Genomic DNA, 15559 nt, shown 5'->3' on the forward strand with positions numbered 1-15559 from the left:
CCGACGAGGTACAGCATGCGTCGCCCTATGGTAGCTGGTAACTGGAAGATGCACGGTACCCGCGCCAGCGTCGCTGAGCTGATCAACGGCCTTCGTCATCTGGCCTTGCCAAGCGGTGTTGATGTCGCGGTATTCCCGCCTTGCTTGTATATCAATCAAGTGATTGATGGCTTGAAAGGCAAGTCGATTCAGGTCGGCGCGCAGAACTCTGCGGTGGAATCCATGCAAGGTGCGTTGACGGGCGAAATCGCCCCGAGTCAATTGGTGGACGCAGGTTGTTCCCTTGTGCTGGTTGGGCACTCTGAGCGCCGCATGATCATGGGCGAGCGGGACGCGACGCTTAACCGCAAGTTCGCTGCGGCACAGGCTTGTGGCCTTAAGCCGATTCTGTGTGTGGGGGAGACCCTCGAGCAGCGCGAAGCGGGGAAGACTCTGGAGGTTGTCGGGCGTCAGCTGGGCAGCATCATTGAAGAGTTGGGTGTTGGCGCATTCGCCAGTGCTGTTATCGCTTACGAGCCGGTCTGGGCCATTGGTACCGGACTGACTGCAACACCGCAACAGGCGCAGGATGTGCACGCAGCCATTCGCGCGCAGTTGGCGGCAGAGAATTCTGAAGTGGCACGAGGAGTGCGGCTTCTATACGGCGGCAGCGTGAAGGCGGCCAATGCGGTCGAACTGTTCGGCATGCCGGATATCGATGGGGGGCTCATTGGTGGAGCTTCCCTGAATGCAGATGAGTTCGGTGCGATCTGTCGCGCCGCGGGAAACTGAAAAAATGCTGGAAACAGTCGTAGTCGTTTTTCATCTGCTGGGTGCCCTGGGCGTAGTTGCTCTGGTTTTGCTGCAGCAGGGTAAAGGTGCGGATGCTGGCGCGTCTTTCGGTGCAGGTGCTTCAAATACTGTGTTCGGAAGCCAAGGTTCCTCTACCTTTCTTAGTAAGTTTACTGCTATACTTGCCGCCGGTTTCTTCATAACCAGCTTGGGGTTAGGTTACTTTGCTAAAGAGAAAGCTCATCAGCTGACTCAAGTAGGTTTGCCAGATCCAGCAGTACTTGAAGTACCAAAGCAAAAACCGGCTTCTGATGATGTCCCGGTGCTCCAAGAGCAAAAGTCGGCCAATAGTGCGACTGACGTACCTCCAGCTCCAGAGCAGAAGTAAGAAGAGTTTCACGCAGTAACGTAGTCTATGCCGAGGTGGTGGAATTGGTAGACACGCAACCTTGAGGTGGTTGTGCCCATAGGGTGTAGGGGTTCGAGTCCCCTTCTCGGTACCAATTGTCAGGAGAGCCCGCGGTTGCGGGCTTTCTTGTAGGTGGAAGGTTACATTGACCCAAAAAGGGATCAGTCGTATACTTCCGCCCCAGCTTTGTCGCGGGGTGGAGCAGTCTGGTAGCTCGTCGGGCTCATAACCCGAAGGTCGTCGGTTCAAATCCGGCCCCCGCAACCAGTTTTAGCGGAGCCCCTTTTCAGGGGCTTTTTGTTAGCTGGACACTTTATAACGCCGCTATTCAACGGCGTTTCCGGGATGGGCGCTTCGCCCATTTTTTATTTGCACAAGCATGCACGAGGGGGTTCAGGTGTCGAGCAAGCTAGAACAGTTGCAGGCCTTGTTGGCCCCGGTGGTCGTGGCCCTTGGCTATGAATGCTGGGGTATTGAGTTTTCGGCTCAGGGTCGCCACTCATTGTTGCGCGTTTATATCGATAAAGAAGGCGGCGTGCTGGTGGACGATTGCGCCATCGTCAGCCGTCAGATCAGCGGTGTTCTCGACGTAGAAGATCCGATTTCCGTTGAATACACCCTTGAGGTTTCCTCTCCTGGCATGGAACGCCCACTGTTCACCCTTGAACAGTTCGCCAAGTATGTCGGTGAGCAAGTGAAGATCAAGCTGCGCTCGCCTTTCGAAGGTCGGCGTAATTTTCAGGGCCTTCTCCGCGGGGTGGAGGAGCAGGACGTCGTGGTGCAGGTGGATGATCACGAGTTTCTGTTGCCGATCGATATGATCGACAAGGCCAACATTATTCCCAGTTTTGACTGAGACGCGGATCCCGCGGATCCAATGGCTTGCGAAAGGCGAGGCGTACGATGAGCAAAGAAGTACTGCTGGTTGTTGAGTCGGTATCCAATGAAAAGGGTGTACCGGCAAGCGTGATTTTTGAAGCGCTGGAGCTGGCCCTGGCCACTGCTACCAAAAAGCGTTTTGAAGACGAAGTGGACCTGCGTGTGGAAATCAATCGCCACACCGGTTCCTATGAAACTTTCCGTCGCTGGACGGTGGTTGAAGAAGCCGATCTGGATGATCCAGCGGTCGAGACCTGGTTGAGCAAGGCGCGTGAAACCCATCCCGACGCTAAAGTCGGTGATGTGATCGAAGAGAAAATCGAATCCATCGAGTTCGGCCGCATCGCTGCCCAGACCGCCAAGCAGGTCATTGTGCAGAAAGTTCGCGAAGCCGAGCGCGCACAGGTGGTTGATGCCTATCGCGAGCGCCTGGGAGAAATCATCTCCGGCACCGTGAAAAAAGTGACACGTGACAACGTGATCGTCGATCTGGGCAACAACGCCGAAGCGTTGCTGGCCCGTGAAGACATCATCTCCCGTGAGACTTTCCGGGTTGGCGTGCGTCTGCGCGCGCTGCTCAAGGAAATCCGCACCGAGAACCGCGGCCCGCAACTGATCCTGTCGCGTACCGCGCCGGAAATGCTGATCGAGCTGTTCCGTATCGAAGTGCCGGAAATTGCCGAAGGCCTGATCGAAGTTATGGCCGCCTCCCGTGATCCGGGTTCGCGCGCCAAGATCGCAGTCCGCTCCAAAGACAAACGCATCGACCCGCAGGGCGCGTGCATTGGTATGCGCGGTTCGCGCGTCCAGGCCGTTTCCGGCGAGTTGGGCGGTGAGCGTGTGGACATCGTCCTGTGGGACGAGAACCCGGCGCAGTTCGTGATCAATGCCATGTCGCCGGCTGAGGTCGCGGCAATTATCGTTGACGAAGATGCCCATGCCATGGACATCGCCGTTGGCGCAGACAATCTGGCTCAGGCCATCGGTCGCGGTGGTCAGAACGTGCGTCTGGCCAGCCAATTGACTGGCTGGACCCTGAACGTGATGACCGAATCGGACATCCAGGCCAAGCAGCAAGCAGAAACCGGCGACATCCTGCGCAATTTCATCGATGAGCTGGAAGTCGATGAAGAACTGGCACAGGTTCTGGTTGATGAAGGCTTCACCAGCCTGGAAGAGATTGCCTACGTACCGCTGGAAGAAATGCTCAACATCGACGGCTTTGACGAAGACATCGTCAACGAGCTTCGCGCTCGGGCCAAGGATCGCTTGTTGACTAAAGCCATCGCTACTGAGGAAAAGCTGGCAGACGCCCATCCGGCCGAAGACCTGCTCTCGCTTGAGGGTATGGACAAGGATTTGGCGATGGAACTGGCGGTGCGCGGCGTAATTACCCGCGAAGACCTGGCCGAGCAGTCTATTGACGACCTGCTCGACATCGACGGCATTGACGATGATCGTGCCGGCAAGTTGATCATGGCCGCCCGAGCCCACTGGTTCGAGTAATTAGGCGCGGCCTGAGGAGAGAAGTGCATGACGCAAGTCACGGTGAAACAACTGGCCGATGAGGTCAAAACACCGGTAGAGCGCCTGCTGCAGCAGATGCGTGAGGCAGGTCTGCCGCACACCGCCGCCGAGGAACATGTGAGCGACAGTGAGAAGCAGTCGTTGCTGACTCATCTGAAAAGCAGCCACAAGGCGAAAGTGGAAGAACCACGCAAGATCACTTTGCAGCGCAAGACCACCAGCACCCTGCGTGTTGCTGGCAGCAAGAGCATCAGCGTTGAAGTGCGCAAGAAGAAAGTCTTCGTGCAGCGCAGCCCGGAAGAAATTGAAGCCGAGCGTCAACGCGAACTGGAAGAACGCCGCGCAGTAGAAAATGCTGCTCGTCAAAAGGCTGAAGAAGAAGCCAAGCGTCGCGCCGAAGAAGAAGCGCGTCGCCAGCCTGCTCCGGTTGCCGAGCCTGTTGCCGCGCAAGCTGCTGCAGCCCCTGCACCTGCGCCTGTGGTCGAAGCTGTGCAAGAAGCACCAGTGGCCGCTCCGGCGCCGGTTGCCGAGCGCAAGAAAGACGAGCAGCGCCGTCCGGACAAGTCCCGCAACGACGACAACCGTCGCAGCGGCGATGGCGAGCGCAAAAACGCTCCGCATCGTGCTTCGGTCAAGGAAAAGGCACCAGCGCCGCGCGTTGCTCCACGTACCACCGACGAAGAAAGCGATGGCTTCCGTCGTGGTGGTCGCGGCAAGGCCAAGCTGAAGAAGCGCAATGCTCACGGTTTCCAGAGTCCAACCGGGCCAGTGGTACGTGACGTGCAGATCGGCGAGACCATCACTGTGGGCGAACTGGCCCAGCAGATGTCGGTCAAGGCTGCCGAAGTCATCAAGTTCATGTTCAAGCTGGGCACTCCAGCCACCATCAACCAGGTTCTGGATCAGGAAACTGCCCAGCTGGTTGCTGAAGAACTGGGCCACAAAGTGACCCTGGTCAGCGACACTGCCCTGGAAGATTCCCTGGCCGAGTCCCTGAAGTTCGAAGGTGAAGCGGTTGCCCGTGCGCCGGTCGTGACCGTAATGGGCCACGTTGACCACGGTAAGACCTCGTTGCTGGACTACATCCGTCGCGCCAAAGTGGCCGCGGGCGAAGCCGGTGGTATTACCCAGCACATCGGTGCCTACCACGTAGAAACCGAGCGCGGCATGGTCACCTTCCTCGACACCCCAGGTCACGCCGCGTTTACCGCCATGCGTGCCCGTGGTGCCAAGGCCACCGACATTGTGATCCTGGTGGTTGCAGCGGACGACGGCGTGATGCCGCAGACCGTTGAAGCTGTTCAGCACGCTCAAGCTGCCGGCGTTCCGCTGGTGGTTGCGGTGAACAAGATCGACAAGCCGGGCGCCGACCTGGACCGTATCCGCAGTGAACTCTCGGTTCACGGCGTGACGTCGGAAGATTGGGGTGGCGATACGCCGTTCGTACCGGTTTCCGCGAAAATGGGTACCGGTGTCGACGACCTGCTCGAAGCCGTTCTGCTGCAAGCCGAAGTACTGGAACTCAAGGCGACTCCTTCGGCTCCTGGCCGTGGTGTCGTGGTTGAATCCCGTCTCGACAAGGGCCGCGGCCCGGTAGCCACCGTACTGGTTCAGGACGGTACGCTGCGTCAAGGCGACATGGTGCTGGTCGGTTCGAACTACGGCCGCGTGCGCGCCATGCTCGACGAGAACGGCAAGCCAATCAAGGAAGCCGGTCCTTCCATTCCGGTCGAGATCCTCGGCCTGGACGGTACCCCGGACGCTGGCGACGAGATGAGCGTAGTGGCCGACGAGAAGAAAGCCCGTGAAGTGGCTCTGTTCCGTCAAGGCAAGTTCCGCGAAGTCAAACTGGCTCGTGCTCACGCCGGCAAGCTGGAAAACATCTTCGAAAGCATGGGCCAGGAAGAGAAGAAGACGCTCAACATCGTCCTCAAATCCGACGTCCGTGGTTCGTTGGAAGCTCTGCAAGGCGCTCTGAACGGCCTGGGCAACGACGAAGTGCAAGTGCGTGTAGTGGGCGGCGGCGTCGGTGGTATTACCGAAAGCGACGCCAACCTGGCACTGGCCTCCAACGCTGTACTGTTCGGCTTCAACGTGCGTGCCGATGCCGGCGCCCGGAAGATCGTCGAGCAGGAAGGTCTGGATATGCGTTACTACAACGTGATCTACGACATCATCGAAGACGTCAAGAAAGCCCTGACCGGTATGTTGGGCAGCGACGTTCGGGAGAACATCCTGGGTGTTGCCGAAGTTCGCGACGTGTTCCGCTCGCCGAAGTTTGGCGCGATCGCCGGTTGCATGGTCATCGAAGGTGTCGTGCACCGTAACCGTCCAATCCGTGTACTGCGTGAAGACATCGTTATCTTCGAAGGCGAGCTGGAATCCCTGCGCCGCTTCAAGGATGACGCCTCCGAAGTGCGTGCCGGCATGGAATGCGGTATCGGCGTGAAGAGCTACAACGACGTCAAAGTCGGTGACAAGATCGAAGTCTTCGAGAAGGTCCAGGTTGCTCGCAGCCTCTAACTCGCGCACTTCAAGAGCCCTGGTGGCCCGCCGCATGCAAGTGCCCGGCGCCTCCAGCGGCCTCTAAACGCAACGCCCGGTCTGGCTCCTGCCAGGCCGGGCGTTTGCCGCTTTCAGACCACACGGGTTTCACCGTGAGGCAGTAACAGGTAACAAGACATGGCAAAAGAATACAGCCGTACCCAACGCATCGGTGATCAGATGCAGCGCGAACTGGCGCAGCTGATCCGTCGCGAAGTCAAGGATCCACGCGTCGGCCTGGTGACCATCACCGCCGTGGAAGTCAGCCGTGATGTCGGTCACGCGAAGATTTTCATCACCGTGATGGGCCAGGAAAACGCCGAAGAGATCGCCCAGAGCATCAAGGTGCTGAACTCGGCGGCAGGTTTCCTGCGCATGCAACTGGCCAAGGAAATGAAGCTGCGCAGCGTGCCGCAACTGCACTTCCATTACGACGAAAGCGTGGCCCGCGGGGCACACCTGTCGGCCCTGATCGAGCGTGCCGTGGCTGAAGACAGCCAGCATGGCGACGCGCCTGCCCCTGAAGACGCCAAGGAGTAAGCGGTGGCTCAGGTCAAGCGTATCCGTCGTAACGTCAGCGGCATCATCCTCCTGGACAAGCCGCTGGGCTTCACCTCCAATGCGGCGCTGCAGAAAGTCCGCTGGTTGCTCAATGCCGAGAAGGCCGGTCACACCGGCAGCCTCGATCCCCTGGCCACCGGTGTGCTGCCGCTGTGCTTCGGTGAGGCCACCAAGTTCTCGCAATACCTGCTCGATTCCGACAAGGGTTACGAAACCCTGGCGCAGTTGGGCAAGACCACCACCACCGCGGATGCTGAAGGCGAAGTTTTGCAGACCCGCGAAGTGACCGTTGGTCGTGCCGATATCGAAGCGGTATTGCCGGAATTTCGCGGCGAAATCAAACAGATACCGCCGATGTACTCCGCCCTCAAGCGTGATGGCCAGCCACTCTACAAACTGGCTCGTGCAGGGGAAGTGGTGGAGCGCGAACCGCGTTCTGTTACTATTGCGCGCTTGGAATTACTCGCCTTTGAAGGCGACACTGCGCGCCTGGCGGTGGACTGCAGCAAAGGCACCTATATCCGCACCCTGGTGGAAGATATTGGTGAAAAGCTCGGCTGCGGTGCTTACGTTGCAGAGCTGCGACGGACCCAGGCCGGACCTTTCAGCTTGGCCCAGACGGTCACCCTGGAAGAGCTTGAAGCCGTGCACGCCGAAGGCGGCAATGAAGCGGTAGATCGCTTCCTGATGCCATCGGACAGCGGCCTGCTGGATTGGCCACTGCTGCAGTTCTCGGAGCACAGCGCGTTCTACTGGCTCAATGGCCAGCCGGTACGTGCCCCGGATGCACCGAAGTTCGGCATGGTGCGGGTACAGGATCACAACGGTCGCTTCATCGGTATCGGTGAAGTGAGCGAAGACGGGCGCATCGCGCCGCGTCGACTGATTCGGTCAGAATGACCGGACGAGGGTGGCTGTTAACAGGCACGGTCACTACTCATTTATAGATACAGGGATTTGTCCCTGGCCTGTTGAAACTGTTCTTGAACAGTTTCCTGATATAAGGATTGCCCACATGGCACTCAGCGTTGAAGAAAAAGCTCAGATCGTAACCGACTACCAGCAAGCTGTTGGTGACACTGGTTCGCCAGAAGTGCAAGTTGCACTGCTGACCGCCAACATCAACAAACTGCAAGGTCACTTCAAAGCCAACGGTAAAGACCACCACTCCCGTCGTGGCCTGATCCGCATGGTAAACCAGCGTCGTAAGCTGCTGGACTACCTGAAAGGCAAAGACCTGAGCCGTTACAGCACCCTGATCGGTCGTCTGGGTCTGCGTCGCTAATCAGCGATTGCGCTATGAGGTTGGTTGTTTGCCATGCGTCAGCGGTTTTTCCGCCGGCGTATGGCAGGCTCCCAGCCTCAAGTTTTATCTGCTGCACCGTTTTACCTGGACAATAAAGGCTGGGCCGATTCCCCGCATTGCCCAAGAATTTCGCAAGAATCAAGTTTCCCCAAGAGCCACAAAGAAGGTAGGACACCGTGAACCCGGTAATCAAAAAATTCCAGTTCGGTCAGTCGACCGTAACCCTCGAGACTGGCCGTATCGCCCGTCAAGCTTCCGGCGCAGTATTGGTCACCGTTGACGACGACGTCAGCGTATTGGTGACCGTGGTTGGCGCCAAGCAAGCCGATCCAGGCAAGGGCTTCTTCCCTCTGTCTGTTCACTACCAGGAAAAGACTTACGCTGCCGGTAAGATCCCTGGCGGTTTCTTCAAGCGTGAAGGCCGTCCTTCCGAGAAAGAAACCCTGACCTCGCGTCTGATCGACCGTCCGATCCGCCCTCTGTTCCCAGAAGGCTTCATGAACGAAGTGCAGGTTGTCTGCACCGTGGTTTCCACCAGCAAGAAGACCGATCCGGACATCGCTGCGATGATCGGTACCTCGGCTGCCCTGGCGATCTCCGGCATTCCTTTCGACGGTCCGATCGGCGCCGCTCGCGTGGCTTTCCACGAAAGCACCGGCTACCTGCTGAACCCAACCTACGAACAACTGGCTGCTTCGAGCCTGGACATGGTTGTGGCCGGTACCGAAGAAGCCGTGCTGATGGTTGAGTCGGAAGCCAAAGAGCTGACCGAAGACCAGATGCTGGGCGCTGTACTGTTCGCCCACGACGAATTCCAGTCGGTGATCAAGGCTGTCAAAGAGCTGGCCGCCGAAGCTGCCAAGCCTACCTGGGACTGGGCTGCTGCCCCAGAAGCCACCGAACTGCTGGGCGCTATCCGTGCCGAGTTCGGCGAAGCCATCTCCCAGGCTTACACCATCACCGTCAAGGCCGATCGTTACGCTCGCCTGGGCGAGCTGAAAGACCAGGTGCTCGCCAAGCTCTCCGGTGAAGAAGGTCAGCCTTCGGCTGCCGACGTCAAAGCCGCTTTCGGCGAGATCGAATACCGCACCGTTCGCGAAAACATCGTTAACGGCAAGCCACGTATCGACGGCCGCGACACTCGCACTGTACGTCCGCTGAACATCGAAGTCGGCGTCCTGCCGAAGACTCACGGTTCGGCCCTGTTCACCCGTGGCGAAACCCAGGCCCTGGTGGTTGCGACCCTGGGTACTGCCCGTGACGCACAGCTGCTGGACACCCTGGAAGGCGAGAAGAAAGACCCCTTCATGCTGCACTACAACTTCCCTCCGTTCTCGGTGGGCGAGTGTGGTCGCATGGGCGGCGCTGGTCGTCGTGAAATCGGTCACGGCCGTCTGGCCCGTCGTTCGGTCCAGGCCATGCTGCCAGCCGCTGACGTGTTCCCTTACACCATCCGCGTAGTATCGGAAATCACCGAATCCAACGGTTCCAGCTCCATGGCTTCCGTGTGCGGTGCTTCCCTGGCGCTGATGGACGCTGGTGTACCAATGAAGGCGCCGGTTGCCGGTATCGCCATGGGCCTGGTTAAAGAAGGCGAGAAGTTCGCCGTCCTGACCGACATCCTGGGTGACGAAGACCACCTGGGCGACATGGACTTCAAGGTAGCCGGTACCGCCAAAGGCGTCACCGCGCTGCAGATGGACATCAAGATCAAGGGCATCACCGAAGAAATCATGGAGATCGCCCTGGGCCAGGCCCTGGAAGCTCGCCTGAACATCCTCGGCCAGATGAACCAGATCATCGGTCAGTCCCGTACCGAGCTGTCGGCCAACGCACCGACCATGATCGCGATGAAGATCGACACCGACAAGATCCGTGACGTCATCGGTAAAGGTGGCGCCACCATCCGTGCGATCTGCGAAGAAACCAAGGCGTCGATCGATATCGAAGACGACGGTTCGATCAAGATCTTCGGCGAAACCAAGGAAGCTGCAGAGGCCGCGCGTCAGCGCGTTCTGGGCATCACCGCGGAAGCCGAGATCGGCAAGATCTACGTCGGCAAGGTTGAGCGCATCGTCGACTTCGGCGCTTTCGTCAACATCCTGCCGGGCAAGGATGGTCTGGTGCACATCTCCATGCTGAGCGACGCTCGCGTTGAGAAAGTCACCGATATCCTGAAGGAAGGCCAGGAAGTGGAAGTGCTGGTACTGGACGTGGACAACCGCGGCCGTATCAAGCTGTCCATCAAAGACGTGGCAGCAGCCAAAGCTTCGGGCGTTTAATCGCCTTTTAGCCTTACGCTGAACAAGCAAACGCCCCGACTGGTTCGGGGCGTTTTGCTATGTGCGGCAAGGCTTCTTGGTTGCTGGTCCAGGGTGCGGGTGCTAGGTTTTAGTCCACGCCGGTGTAGCTCAGTCGGTAGAGCAGCGCACTCGTAACGCGAAGGTCGCAGGTTCGATTCCTGTCACCGGCACCAGATATCGAGTTTGGAGCGGTTTGCAAGTGTATGGCCCCTCCAGCAAAGTCCATCTTGTGCTGAATGAGCGCCCTCGAACGATACGTTTTTAAGAGTGCCGTCGGGTAGGTTTAATCTATGTTGAGTTCACGGGTAGTATCCATAACTCATTATTGATAGTTGTCATGGCTTATTCTGCGGGTTACTGGATGTGCTTTTCTATTTAATTGGCTACCCCCTGTAGTTGATTATTGAATGGCGTTTTTTAAAGACTCTTACAGCAGGTAGGTAGTAAGCCGAACCGAAACTTCGTTTCTTTGTATTCGCTAGTGCCTATCGTGCTTCTGGCAGTTTTGCCGTTGGCATCTGAGGTCAATGCTTTTGTGGTGGGATGGAAGTCGTACTTAGTTGCTTATGCGGCTACTTGATGCCGCTCATGAATCAGGTGGTGCCAGCGAACGGCATTGCCCATAATGGCGCCCCGGAATCATGGAGTGTTCAGCGTGAAGAAGTGGAAGTTGGCGTTGATCGGCGCGGTGTCGCTGGCCCTTGCAGCCTGCGAGAAGGCGCCTACGTATAAGTTTGAGGGGCAGTATTTTGCAATGGAGGGTGAAGAGTGCACCACTCCGGCGAATGTGAAAGATACTGAACAATATTATCTGGAAATAACCAAAGAGGTACGAGGCACAAATGTGTTGTTCTCGGCTAATTTTCCAACTGCTTCGAAGGCTGGACTGCCTGTTGTCAGTGCGCAAAGCGTCTCACCCGATGGCGATAACCAGCTGACTTTCAATTTTTATGAACCTAAGTCAGCCGGGACCCCTCCTGAGGCTACAAAGTTCAATATCGTGCTCTCCGTTATTCCTAATCAAAGCAAGGAAGGGCACTTGTGGGTGACCAAGGCTGAAATGAATATTGCCCGCGATGGGACAGTTCAGCAGTACGACATCCTGGAAAATCTCAGAAGATTTTTCGAACTGGGCAAGGCAGGCGTTTGCTTGAGAAAAGGAACAGCGACCGGCTGATCAACCTGGTTTCCTGAGGTTTCTGGCGAGTCTGTGTCTGGTGACGGCCCGGAAATCCGCCGATTTCTCGCTCATCGGTGCATCAGGTCATATAAATCGTCGCCCAAAGGTCCTATATTCGGTTGCTGTCTGAGTACCAGCATGCTGTTTTCAGATGATCCCGAATGGTTCTGAAGGCCAGATAAATCGACGGTTGTAACGGTTTTTTGCGGCAGAGAGATCCCAACGATCCAGATCCATCTTCCATTCCCATGATCAGAGAGAACGAGATGATTCCTAAAGAGGCAAGAATCGACGTAGCGCTTGAACGGTACCTGGCTGCCACGCCTTCCTTGCAAGAGGAAATCAGCGCCCTGAGCCCCGAAGAACAGAAGCAGCAAGCGCAATGGGCGTTTGAGGACGAGGCAGAGTCTCGCGGCATCGAGCCGTGGGAACTGGTGCTCGATCTGGTGGCCGAGACACCGGAGGAACTGAAGGCTATGCGCCTGGAGGTGCATCAGGAGGTTGCTGAAGCGCTGGGCATGGACCTTGAGGATTATCTGCAGCTCAACGAGATCGACAGTTGAGCCCGACGCCAGCCTTAATCAGGCTGGCGTTTTTCATGGATCAGATGCTCAGCCGCATGGACAGGTCCAGGGCTTTCACATCCTTGGTCATGGCACCGATGGAAATGTAGTCCACCCCGGTTTCGGCAATCGGGCGCAAGGTGCTTTCGTTGATTCCCCCGCTGGCTTCCAGCTTGGCCTTGCCGGCATTCAGGCGCACGGCTTCGCGCATATCGTCCAGGCTCAGTTCATCGAGCATGATGATGTCGGCTCCGGCTGCCAGGGCCTCCTTCAACTCCCCAAGACTTTCCACTTCCACTTCCACCGGCTTGCCCGGGGCGATCTTGTGGGCGGCGCTGATGGCCTGGGCGATGCCGCCACAGGCGGCGATGTGGTTCTCCTTGATCAGGAAGGCGTCATACAGACCGATACGGTGGTTGTGGCAGCCGCCGCAGGTAACCGCGTATTTCTGTGCCAGGCGCAGGCCGGGAAGGGTCTTGCGGGTATCCAGCAGCTTGACCTGGGTATCGGTGACAAAGTCGGCCAGATAACGGGCGCGGGTGGCCACGCCGGACAGCAGTTGCAGGAAGTTCAGAGCGCTGCGTTCGCCGGTGAGCAGTGAGCGGGCCGGGCCTTCCAGGTGGAACAGCGCCTGGTTGGGTACCACCCGCTCGCCGTCAGCCACTTGCCAGTGCACGGCAACCCGCGGGTCCAGTTGGCGGAACACCGCATCCACCCAGGCTGTACCAGCGACGACCGCCGCTTCGCGAGTGATGATGGTGGCTTTGGCCAGGCGTTCGGCCGGGATCAGTTGCGCGGTGATGTCGCCGCTGCCGATGTCCTCCAGCAACGCGCGGCGCACGTTGGCTTCGATTTCGGCGGTCAGGTCGGCGAGGCGTAGATTCGGCATAACGGGCTCCACAAACTAAGTGCGCCGATTATAGGGGCATGGGATCGGCGAACCCAAGGTGGCAAATCTCGGCGAGTCTTTGACGAACCTGTCTTTCGTCGATTTGTCTGATGAGCTGTAGTGATTTTTCTTGTTTGCCTGAGGGTTATTTCCGGATGGGCGGCAGAGTCTGCTGGCGCAAGAGGGGGCTTTTACAAGATAATATGACTTGTAATTGACGTCATAGCTTTGACGTGTCTTTGGCTCCCCCTTAAATAAAGTGCAGTGGAATGCATTTGCCTCCGCTGAGAGCCGACTGTGAGCGCCGTCGGCTTGACTGAACCTTGATTTCGAACCGAAGAAACACCTTTCCAGGAGGCTTGGATGCACAACGACGGGAATGTAGTGCCTTTGCACAAGGCGGCTACAGATCAGGCGACCGCTTCGCCGCTTGCCCGCCTGCCGGTGATTCTGCTTCAGGTTCGAGACAAGGCCGCCCAGCAGCTGCGTCATGGTTTACAGGAACTGTTCGATAACGCCGACGACACGCTGTTCGAAATGGCCGATCGGGCGCAGAACAATGTCGAGCAGAACACTCTGTTTGAGGCCATGCGCGATCTGCGCTTGAAGCGCAAAAGCATCGAACGCGGTTTTCTGGAAAAGTTTTTCGAAGCCTTCGCCGGCCTGGTGCAGTACGACCCGGCCCTGGTCATTCCCCATACGGTGGCTTACGACCCTTCTCTTGACCCTTCCCGGGATGATCTGGAAAAGACCGTGGCTGTGGATGCCATGGTGGCCAAGGTTCTCAACCGGGACGGCTTCGCCCTCGGGCAACTGACGGCGCGCCTGGGCGTACTGCTGGGCCGGCGCTTGGCGGATGCGGAAAACCCTCTGGCTCCGGCGCTGCTCTGTGAGTACTTCCTCCAGTCCGGACGCAGCCTGGGGGTGGAGATCAAGGTCAAGTTGATCATCCTCAAGCTGTTCGAGCGGTACGTGCTCAGCGATGCCGAACTGCTCTATGGCGAAGCCAACCAACTGTTGATCGCCACTGGAATCCTGCCGGAGCTGATGCCGGCCCCGGCGCGCCGGGCCTCGGATCGAGCCCAGGCTGAAGCCCAGACCGCCATTGCCGATGGCGGTGCGCACAAACCGGGTCAGAGCCCGCTCGACGAGAGCGTGCAGGAAGTCTTCGCGGCCTTGCAGACACTGCTTTTGCATGTGCGCGGCAGCGTTGCCCCGACCCTTGAGCCCAGCGCTGAAACCCAACCGATTTCGACCCGTGATCTCATGCGTCTGCTGTCCCATCTGCAGCAATACGTGCCGGCCCCCAGTGCCCAGGAAGATTTCGACCTGCGCAATCAGCTGGAACAACTGCTCACCCGGGTCAGCGTCAAGAGCGGCAAGTCCCGGGTCGTGGATGTTGCCGACGAGGATGTGATCAACCTGATCGCCATGCTCTTCGAGTGCATCCTTGACGACCGTAACCTACCGGAGTCCCTCAAGGCGCTGATCGGCCGCCTGCAGATTCCCATGCTCAAGGTGGCGGTGCTGGACAAGAGCTTCTTCAGTCGCGGCAACCACCCGGCGCGGCGCCTGCTCAATGAAATCGCTGCCGCAGCGATGGGCTGGGGCGGCTGCGATGACCATCAGCGCGACAGCCTGTATCTGCGAATCGAACAAGTGGTGCAACGCCTGCTGAGCGAATTCACCGACGACCCGGCGATCTTTTCCGAGCTGCTGGCCGATTTTCTCGCCTTTACCGCCGACGAACGACGTCGTGCCGAGTTGCTGGAGCAGCGCACCCGAGACGCGGAGGAGGGGCGGGCCAAGGCGGAGCTGGCGAGACGGCGGGTGGAACAGGCGCTCAATGAAGCGCTGCTGGGCAAGGTGCTGCCGCACACAGTGGTGGATTTTGTTCGCGATGCCTGGAGCCAGGTGCTGTTGCTCAGTTGCCTGAAGCACGGTGATGACTCTGCCGAATGGCGCACTGCTGAGGGCGTCATGCGCGAGCTGATCTGGAGTGTGCAACGCCACGAGCAGCCGGACACTGCAATGCGCCTGTTGGCCGTGGTGCCGGGACTGCTCAAGGGCCTGCGAGACGGTTTGAGCAGCGCAGCTTTCGATCCTTTTGCCACTAGCGAATTCTTCAGTCAGCTGGAGCTTCTGCACCTGCAGGCATTCGAGCGTGAAGCCCAGGCACCGCAACAGCGAGTGGTGCCCCTGGGGGCCGAGCGTAGCGATCTGATCGTGGTGGCCCAGGAGATCGTTCTGCCCAGCGCCGAAGAAGGCCCCCTGGAGGCCGCTCCGCTGGCTCTGCCGGCCAATGACCCCGGTGTGTTGCAAGTGGAGCAACTGCGCTTGGGGGCCTGGGTCGAGTTTCAGGAGGACGAGGACAATACCTTGCGCTGCAAACTGGCGGCGATTGTTCCCCATCCCGTGGCCAAGTACGTATTCGTCAACCGCACCGGACTGAAAGTCCTGGAGCGCACGCGCATGGGCCTGGCCCTGGAGTTTCATCGCGGCGCGGTGCGGGCGCTGGACGATACCTTGCTGTTCGATCGGGCCCTGGAATCGGTGATCGGCAATCTGCAGCGACTCAATCACGGCAAGTGATCGCAACCCGAGGGGGTAACGCGGCATACTGGGCC

General features: G+C 58.4%; 13 protein-coding genes and 3 tRNA genes. 15 read left to right on the plus strand and 1 reads right to left on the minus strand.

Translation table 11 applies throughout. From position 1 onward, the window contains the following. Positions 1-15 precede the first annotated feature (15 nt). The 14 genes from tpiA (at position 16) to DWF74_RS20240 (ending at position 12043) form a co-directional block, all read left to right on the plus strand. A complete protein-coding gene (gene tpiA, locus DWF74_RS20175; protein WP_102861086.1) occupies positions 16-771 on the plus strand; it encodes a triose-phosphate isomerase in 756 nt (251 codons plus the stop codon). 4 nt (positions 772-775) lie between these two features. Beyond that, entirely contained in the window at positions 776-1159 is a 384-nt protein-coding gene (secG, locus tag DWF74_RS20180) for a preprotein translocase subunit SecG (RefSeq protein ID WP_015634120.1), read from the plus strand. 29 nt (positions 1160-1188) lie between these two features. Next, positions 1189-1274 (plus strand) — tRNA-Leu (locus DWF74_RS20185). 96 nt (positions 1275-1370) lie between these two features. Next, a tRNA-Met gene (locus DWF74_RS20190) sits at positions 1371-1447 on the plus strand. Positions 1448-1577: 130 nt separating this feature from the next. Then, positions 1578-2036 carry a ribosome maturation factor RimP gene (gene rimP, locus DWF74_RS20195; protein ID WP_041120545.1) on the plus strand — a complete coding sequence of 153 codons (459 nt, stop codon included), beginning with the start codon at positions 1578-1580 and terminating at the stop codon, positions 2034-2036. Positions 2037-2083: 47 nt separating this feature from the next. Then, positions 2084-3565, plus strand: a complete 1482-nt coding sequence (nusA, locus tag DWF74_RS20200) for a transcription termination factor NusA (RefSeq protein WP_011059201.1) — start codon at positions 2084-2086, stop codon at positions 3563-3565. Positions 3566-3592: 27 nt separating this feature from the next. Then, entirely contained in the window at positions 3593-6109 is a 2517-nt protein-coding gene (gene infB / locus DWF74_RS20205; protein ID WP_102861087.1) for a translation initiation factor IF-2, read from the plus strand. A gap of 159 nt (positions 6110-6268) precedes the next feature. Continuing rightward, complete coding sequence (rbfA, locus tag DWF74_RS20210) at positions 6269-6670, plus strand: 30S ribosome-binding factor RbfA (protein WP_016967778.1); 402 nt, start codon at positions 6269-6271, stop codon at positions 6668-6670. Between the two features lie 3 nt (positions 6671-6673). Further along, the gene (gene truB, locus DWF74_RS20215) at positions 6674-7591 is read left to right on the plus strand and encodes a tRNA pseudouridine(55) synthase TruB (RefSeq protein ID WP_011059204.1); all 918 of its coding nucleotides are present in this window, start codon (positions 6674-6676) and stop codon (positions 7589-7591) included. 115 nt (positions 7592-7706) lie between these two features. Beyond that, positions 7707-7976 (plus strand): 30S ribosomal protein S15, encoded by a 270-nt coding sequence (gene rpsO, locus DWF74_RS20220; protein WP_011059205.1) that lies wholly within the window; start codon positions 7707-7709, stop codon positions 7974-7976. A gap of 197 nt (positions 7977-8173) precedes the next feature. After that, positions 8174-10279 carry a polyribonucleotide nucleotidyltransferase gene (gene pnp, locus DWF74_RS20225; protein WP_115581583.1) on the plus strand — a complete coding sequence of 702 codons (2106 nt, stop codon included), beginning with the start codon at positions 8174-8176 and terminating at the stop codon, positions 10277-10279. Between the two features lie 118 nt (positions 10280-10397). After that, positions 10398-10473, plus strand: a tRNA-Thr gene (locus tag DWF74_RS20230). 482 nt (positions 10474-10955) lie between these two features. After that, a complete protein-coding gene (locus DWF74_RS20235; protein WP_102861089.1) occupies positions 10956-11477 on the plus strand; it encodes a hypothetical protein in 522 nt (173 codons plus the stop codon). Positions 11478-11746: 269 nt separating this feature from the next. Then, positions 11747-12043, plus strand: coding sequence for a DUF6388 family protein (locus DWF74_RS20240; protein ID WP_047283892.1), 297 nt, complete (start codon positions 11747-11749; stop codon positions 12041-12043). A 40-nt stretch (positions 12044-12083) separates the two neighbouring features. Here the strand turns inward: DWF74_RS20240 and nadC are convergent, their stop codons facing one another. Then, positions 12084-12932, minus strand: a complete 849-nt coding sequence (gene nadC, locus DWF74_RS20245; RefSeq protein ID WP_102861091.1) for a carboxylating nicotinate-nucleotide diphosphorylase — start codon at positions 12930-12932, stop codon at positions 12084-12086. A gap of 363 nt (positions 12933-13295) precedes the next feature. Between nadC and DWF74_RS20250 the strand changes: the two genes are divergently transcribed. After that, complete coding sequence (locus DWF74_RS20250) at positions 13296-15524, plus strand: DUF1631 domain-containing protein (RefSeq protein WP_115581584.1); 2229 nt, start codon at positions 13296-13298, stop codon at positions 15522-15524. The last annotated feature ends 35 nt before the right edge of the window (positions 15525-15559 follow it).

The sequence above is a fragment of the Pseudomonas protegens genome (genome assembly GCF_003363755.1).
Taxonomy (GTDB): Bacteria; Pseudomonadota; Gammaproteobacteria; order Pseudomonadales; family Pseudomonadaceae; genus Aquipseudomonas; species Aquipseudomonas danubii.

What these genes read in the sequence shown, in the direction of transcription:
- rbfA (WP_016967778.1), top strand. Translation starts at nt 6,269, where the DNA reads ATGGCAAAAGAATACAGCCGTACCCAACGCATCGGTGATCAGATGCAG.
- DWF74_RS20250 (WP_115581584.1), top strand. Translation starts at nt 13,296, where the DNA reads ATGCACAACGACGGGAATGTAGTGCCTTTGCACAAGGCGGCTACAGAT.
- infB (WP_102861087.1), top strand. Translation starts at nt 3,593, where the DNA reads ATGACGCAAGTCACGGTGAAACAACTGGCCGATGAGGTCAAAACACCG.
- tpiA (WP_102861086.1), top strand. Translation starts at nt 16, where the DNA reads ATGCGTCGCCCTATGGTAGCTGGTAACTGGAAGATGCACGGTACCCGC.
- DWF74_RS20240 (WP_047283892.1), top strand. Translation starts at nt 11,747, where the DNA reads ATGATTCCTAAAGAGGCAAGAATCGACGTAGCGCTTGAACGGTACCTG.
- nusA (WP_011059201.1), top strand. Translation starts at nt 2,084, where the DNA reads ATGAGCAAAGAAGTACTGCTGGTTGTTGAGTCGGTATCCAATGAAAAG.
- secG (WP_015634120.1), top strand. Translation starts at nt 776, where the DNA reads ATGCTGGAAACAGTCGTAGTCGTTTTTCATCTGCTGGGTGCCCTGGGC.
- rpsO (WP_011059205.1), top strand. Translation starts at nt 7,707, where the DNA reads ATGGCACTCAGCGTTGAAGAAAAAGCTCAGATCGTAACCGACTACCAG.
- nadC (WP_102861091.1), bottom strand. Translation starts at nt 12,932, where the DNA reads ATGCCGAATCTACGCCTCGCCGACCTGACCGCCGAAATCGAAGCCAAC.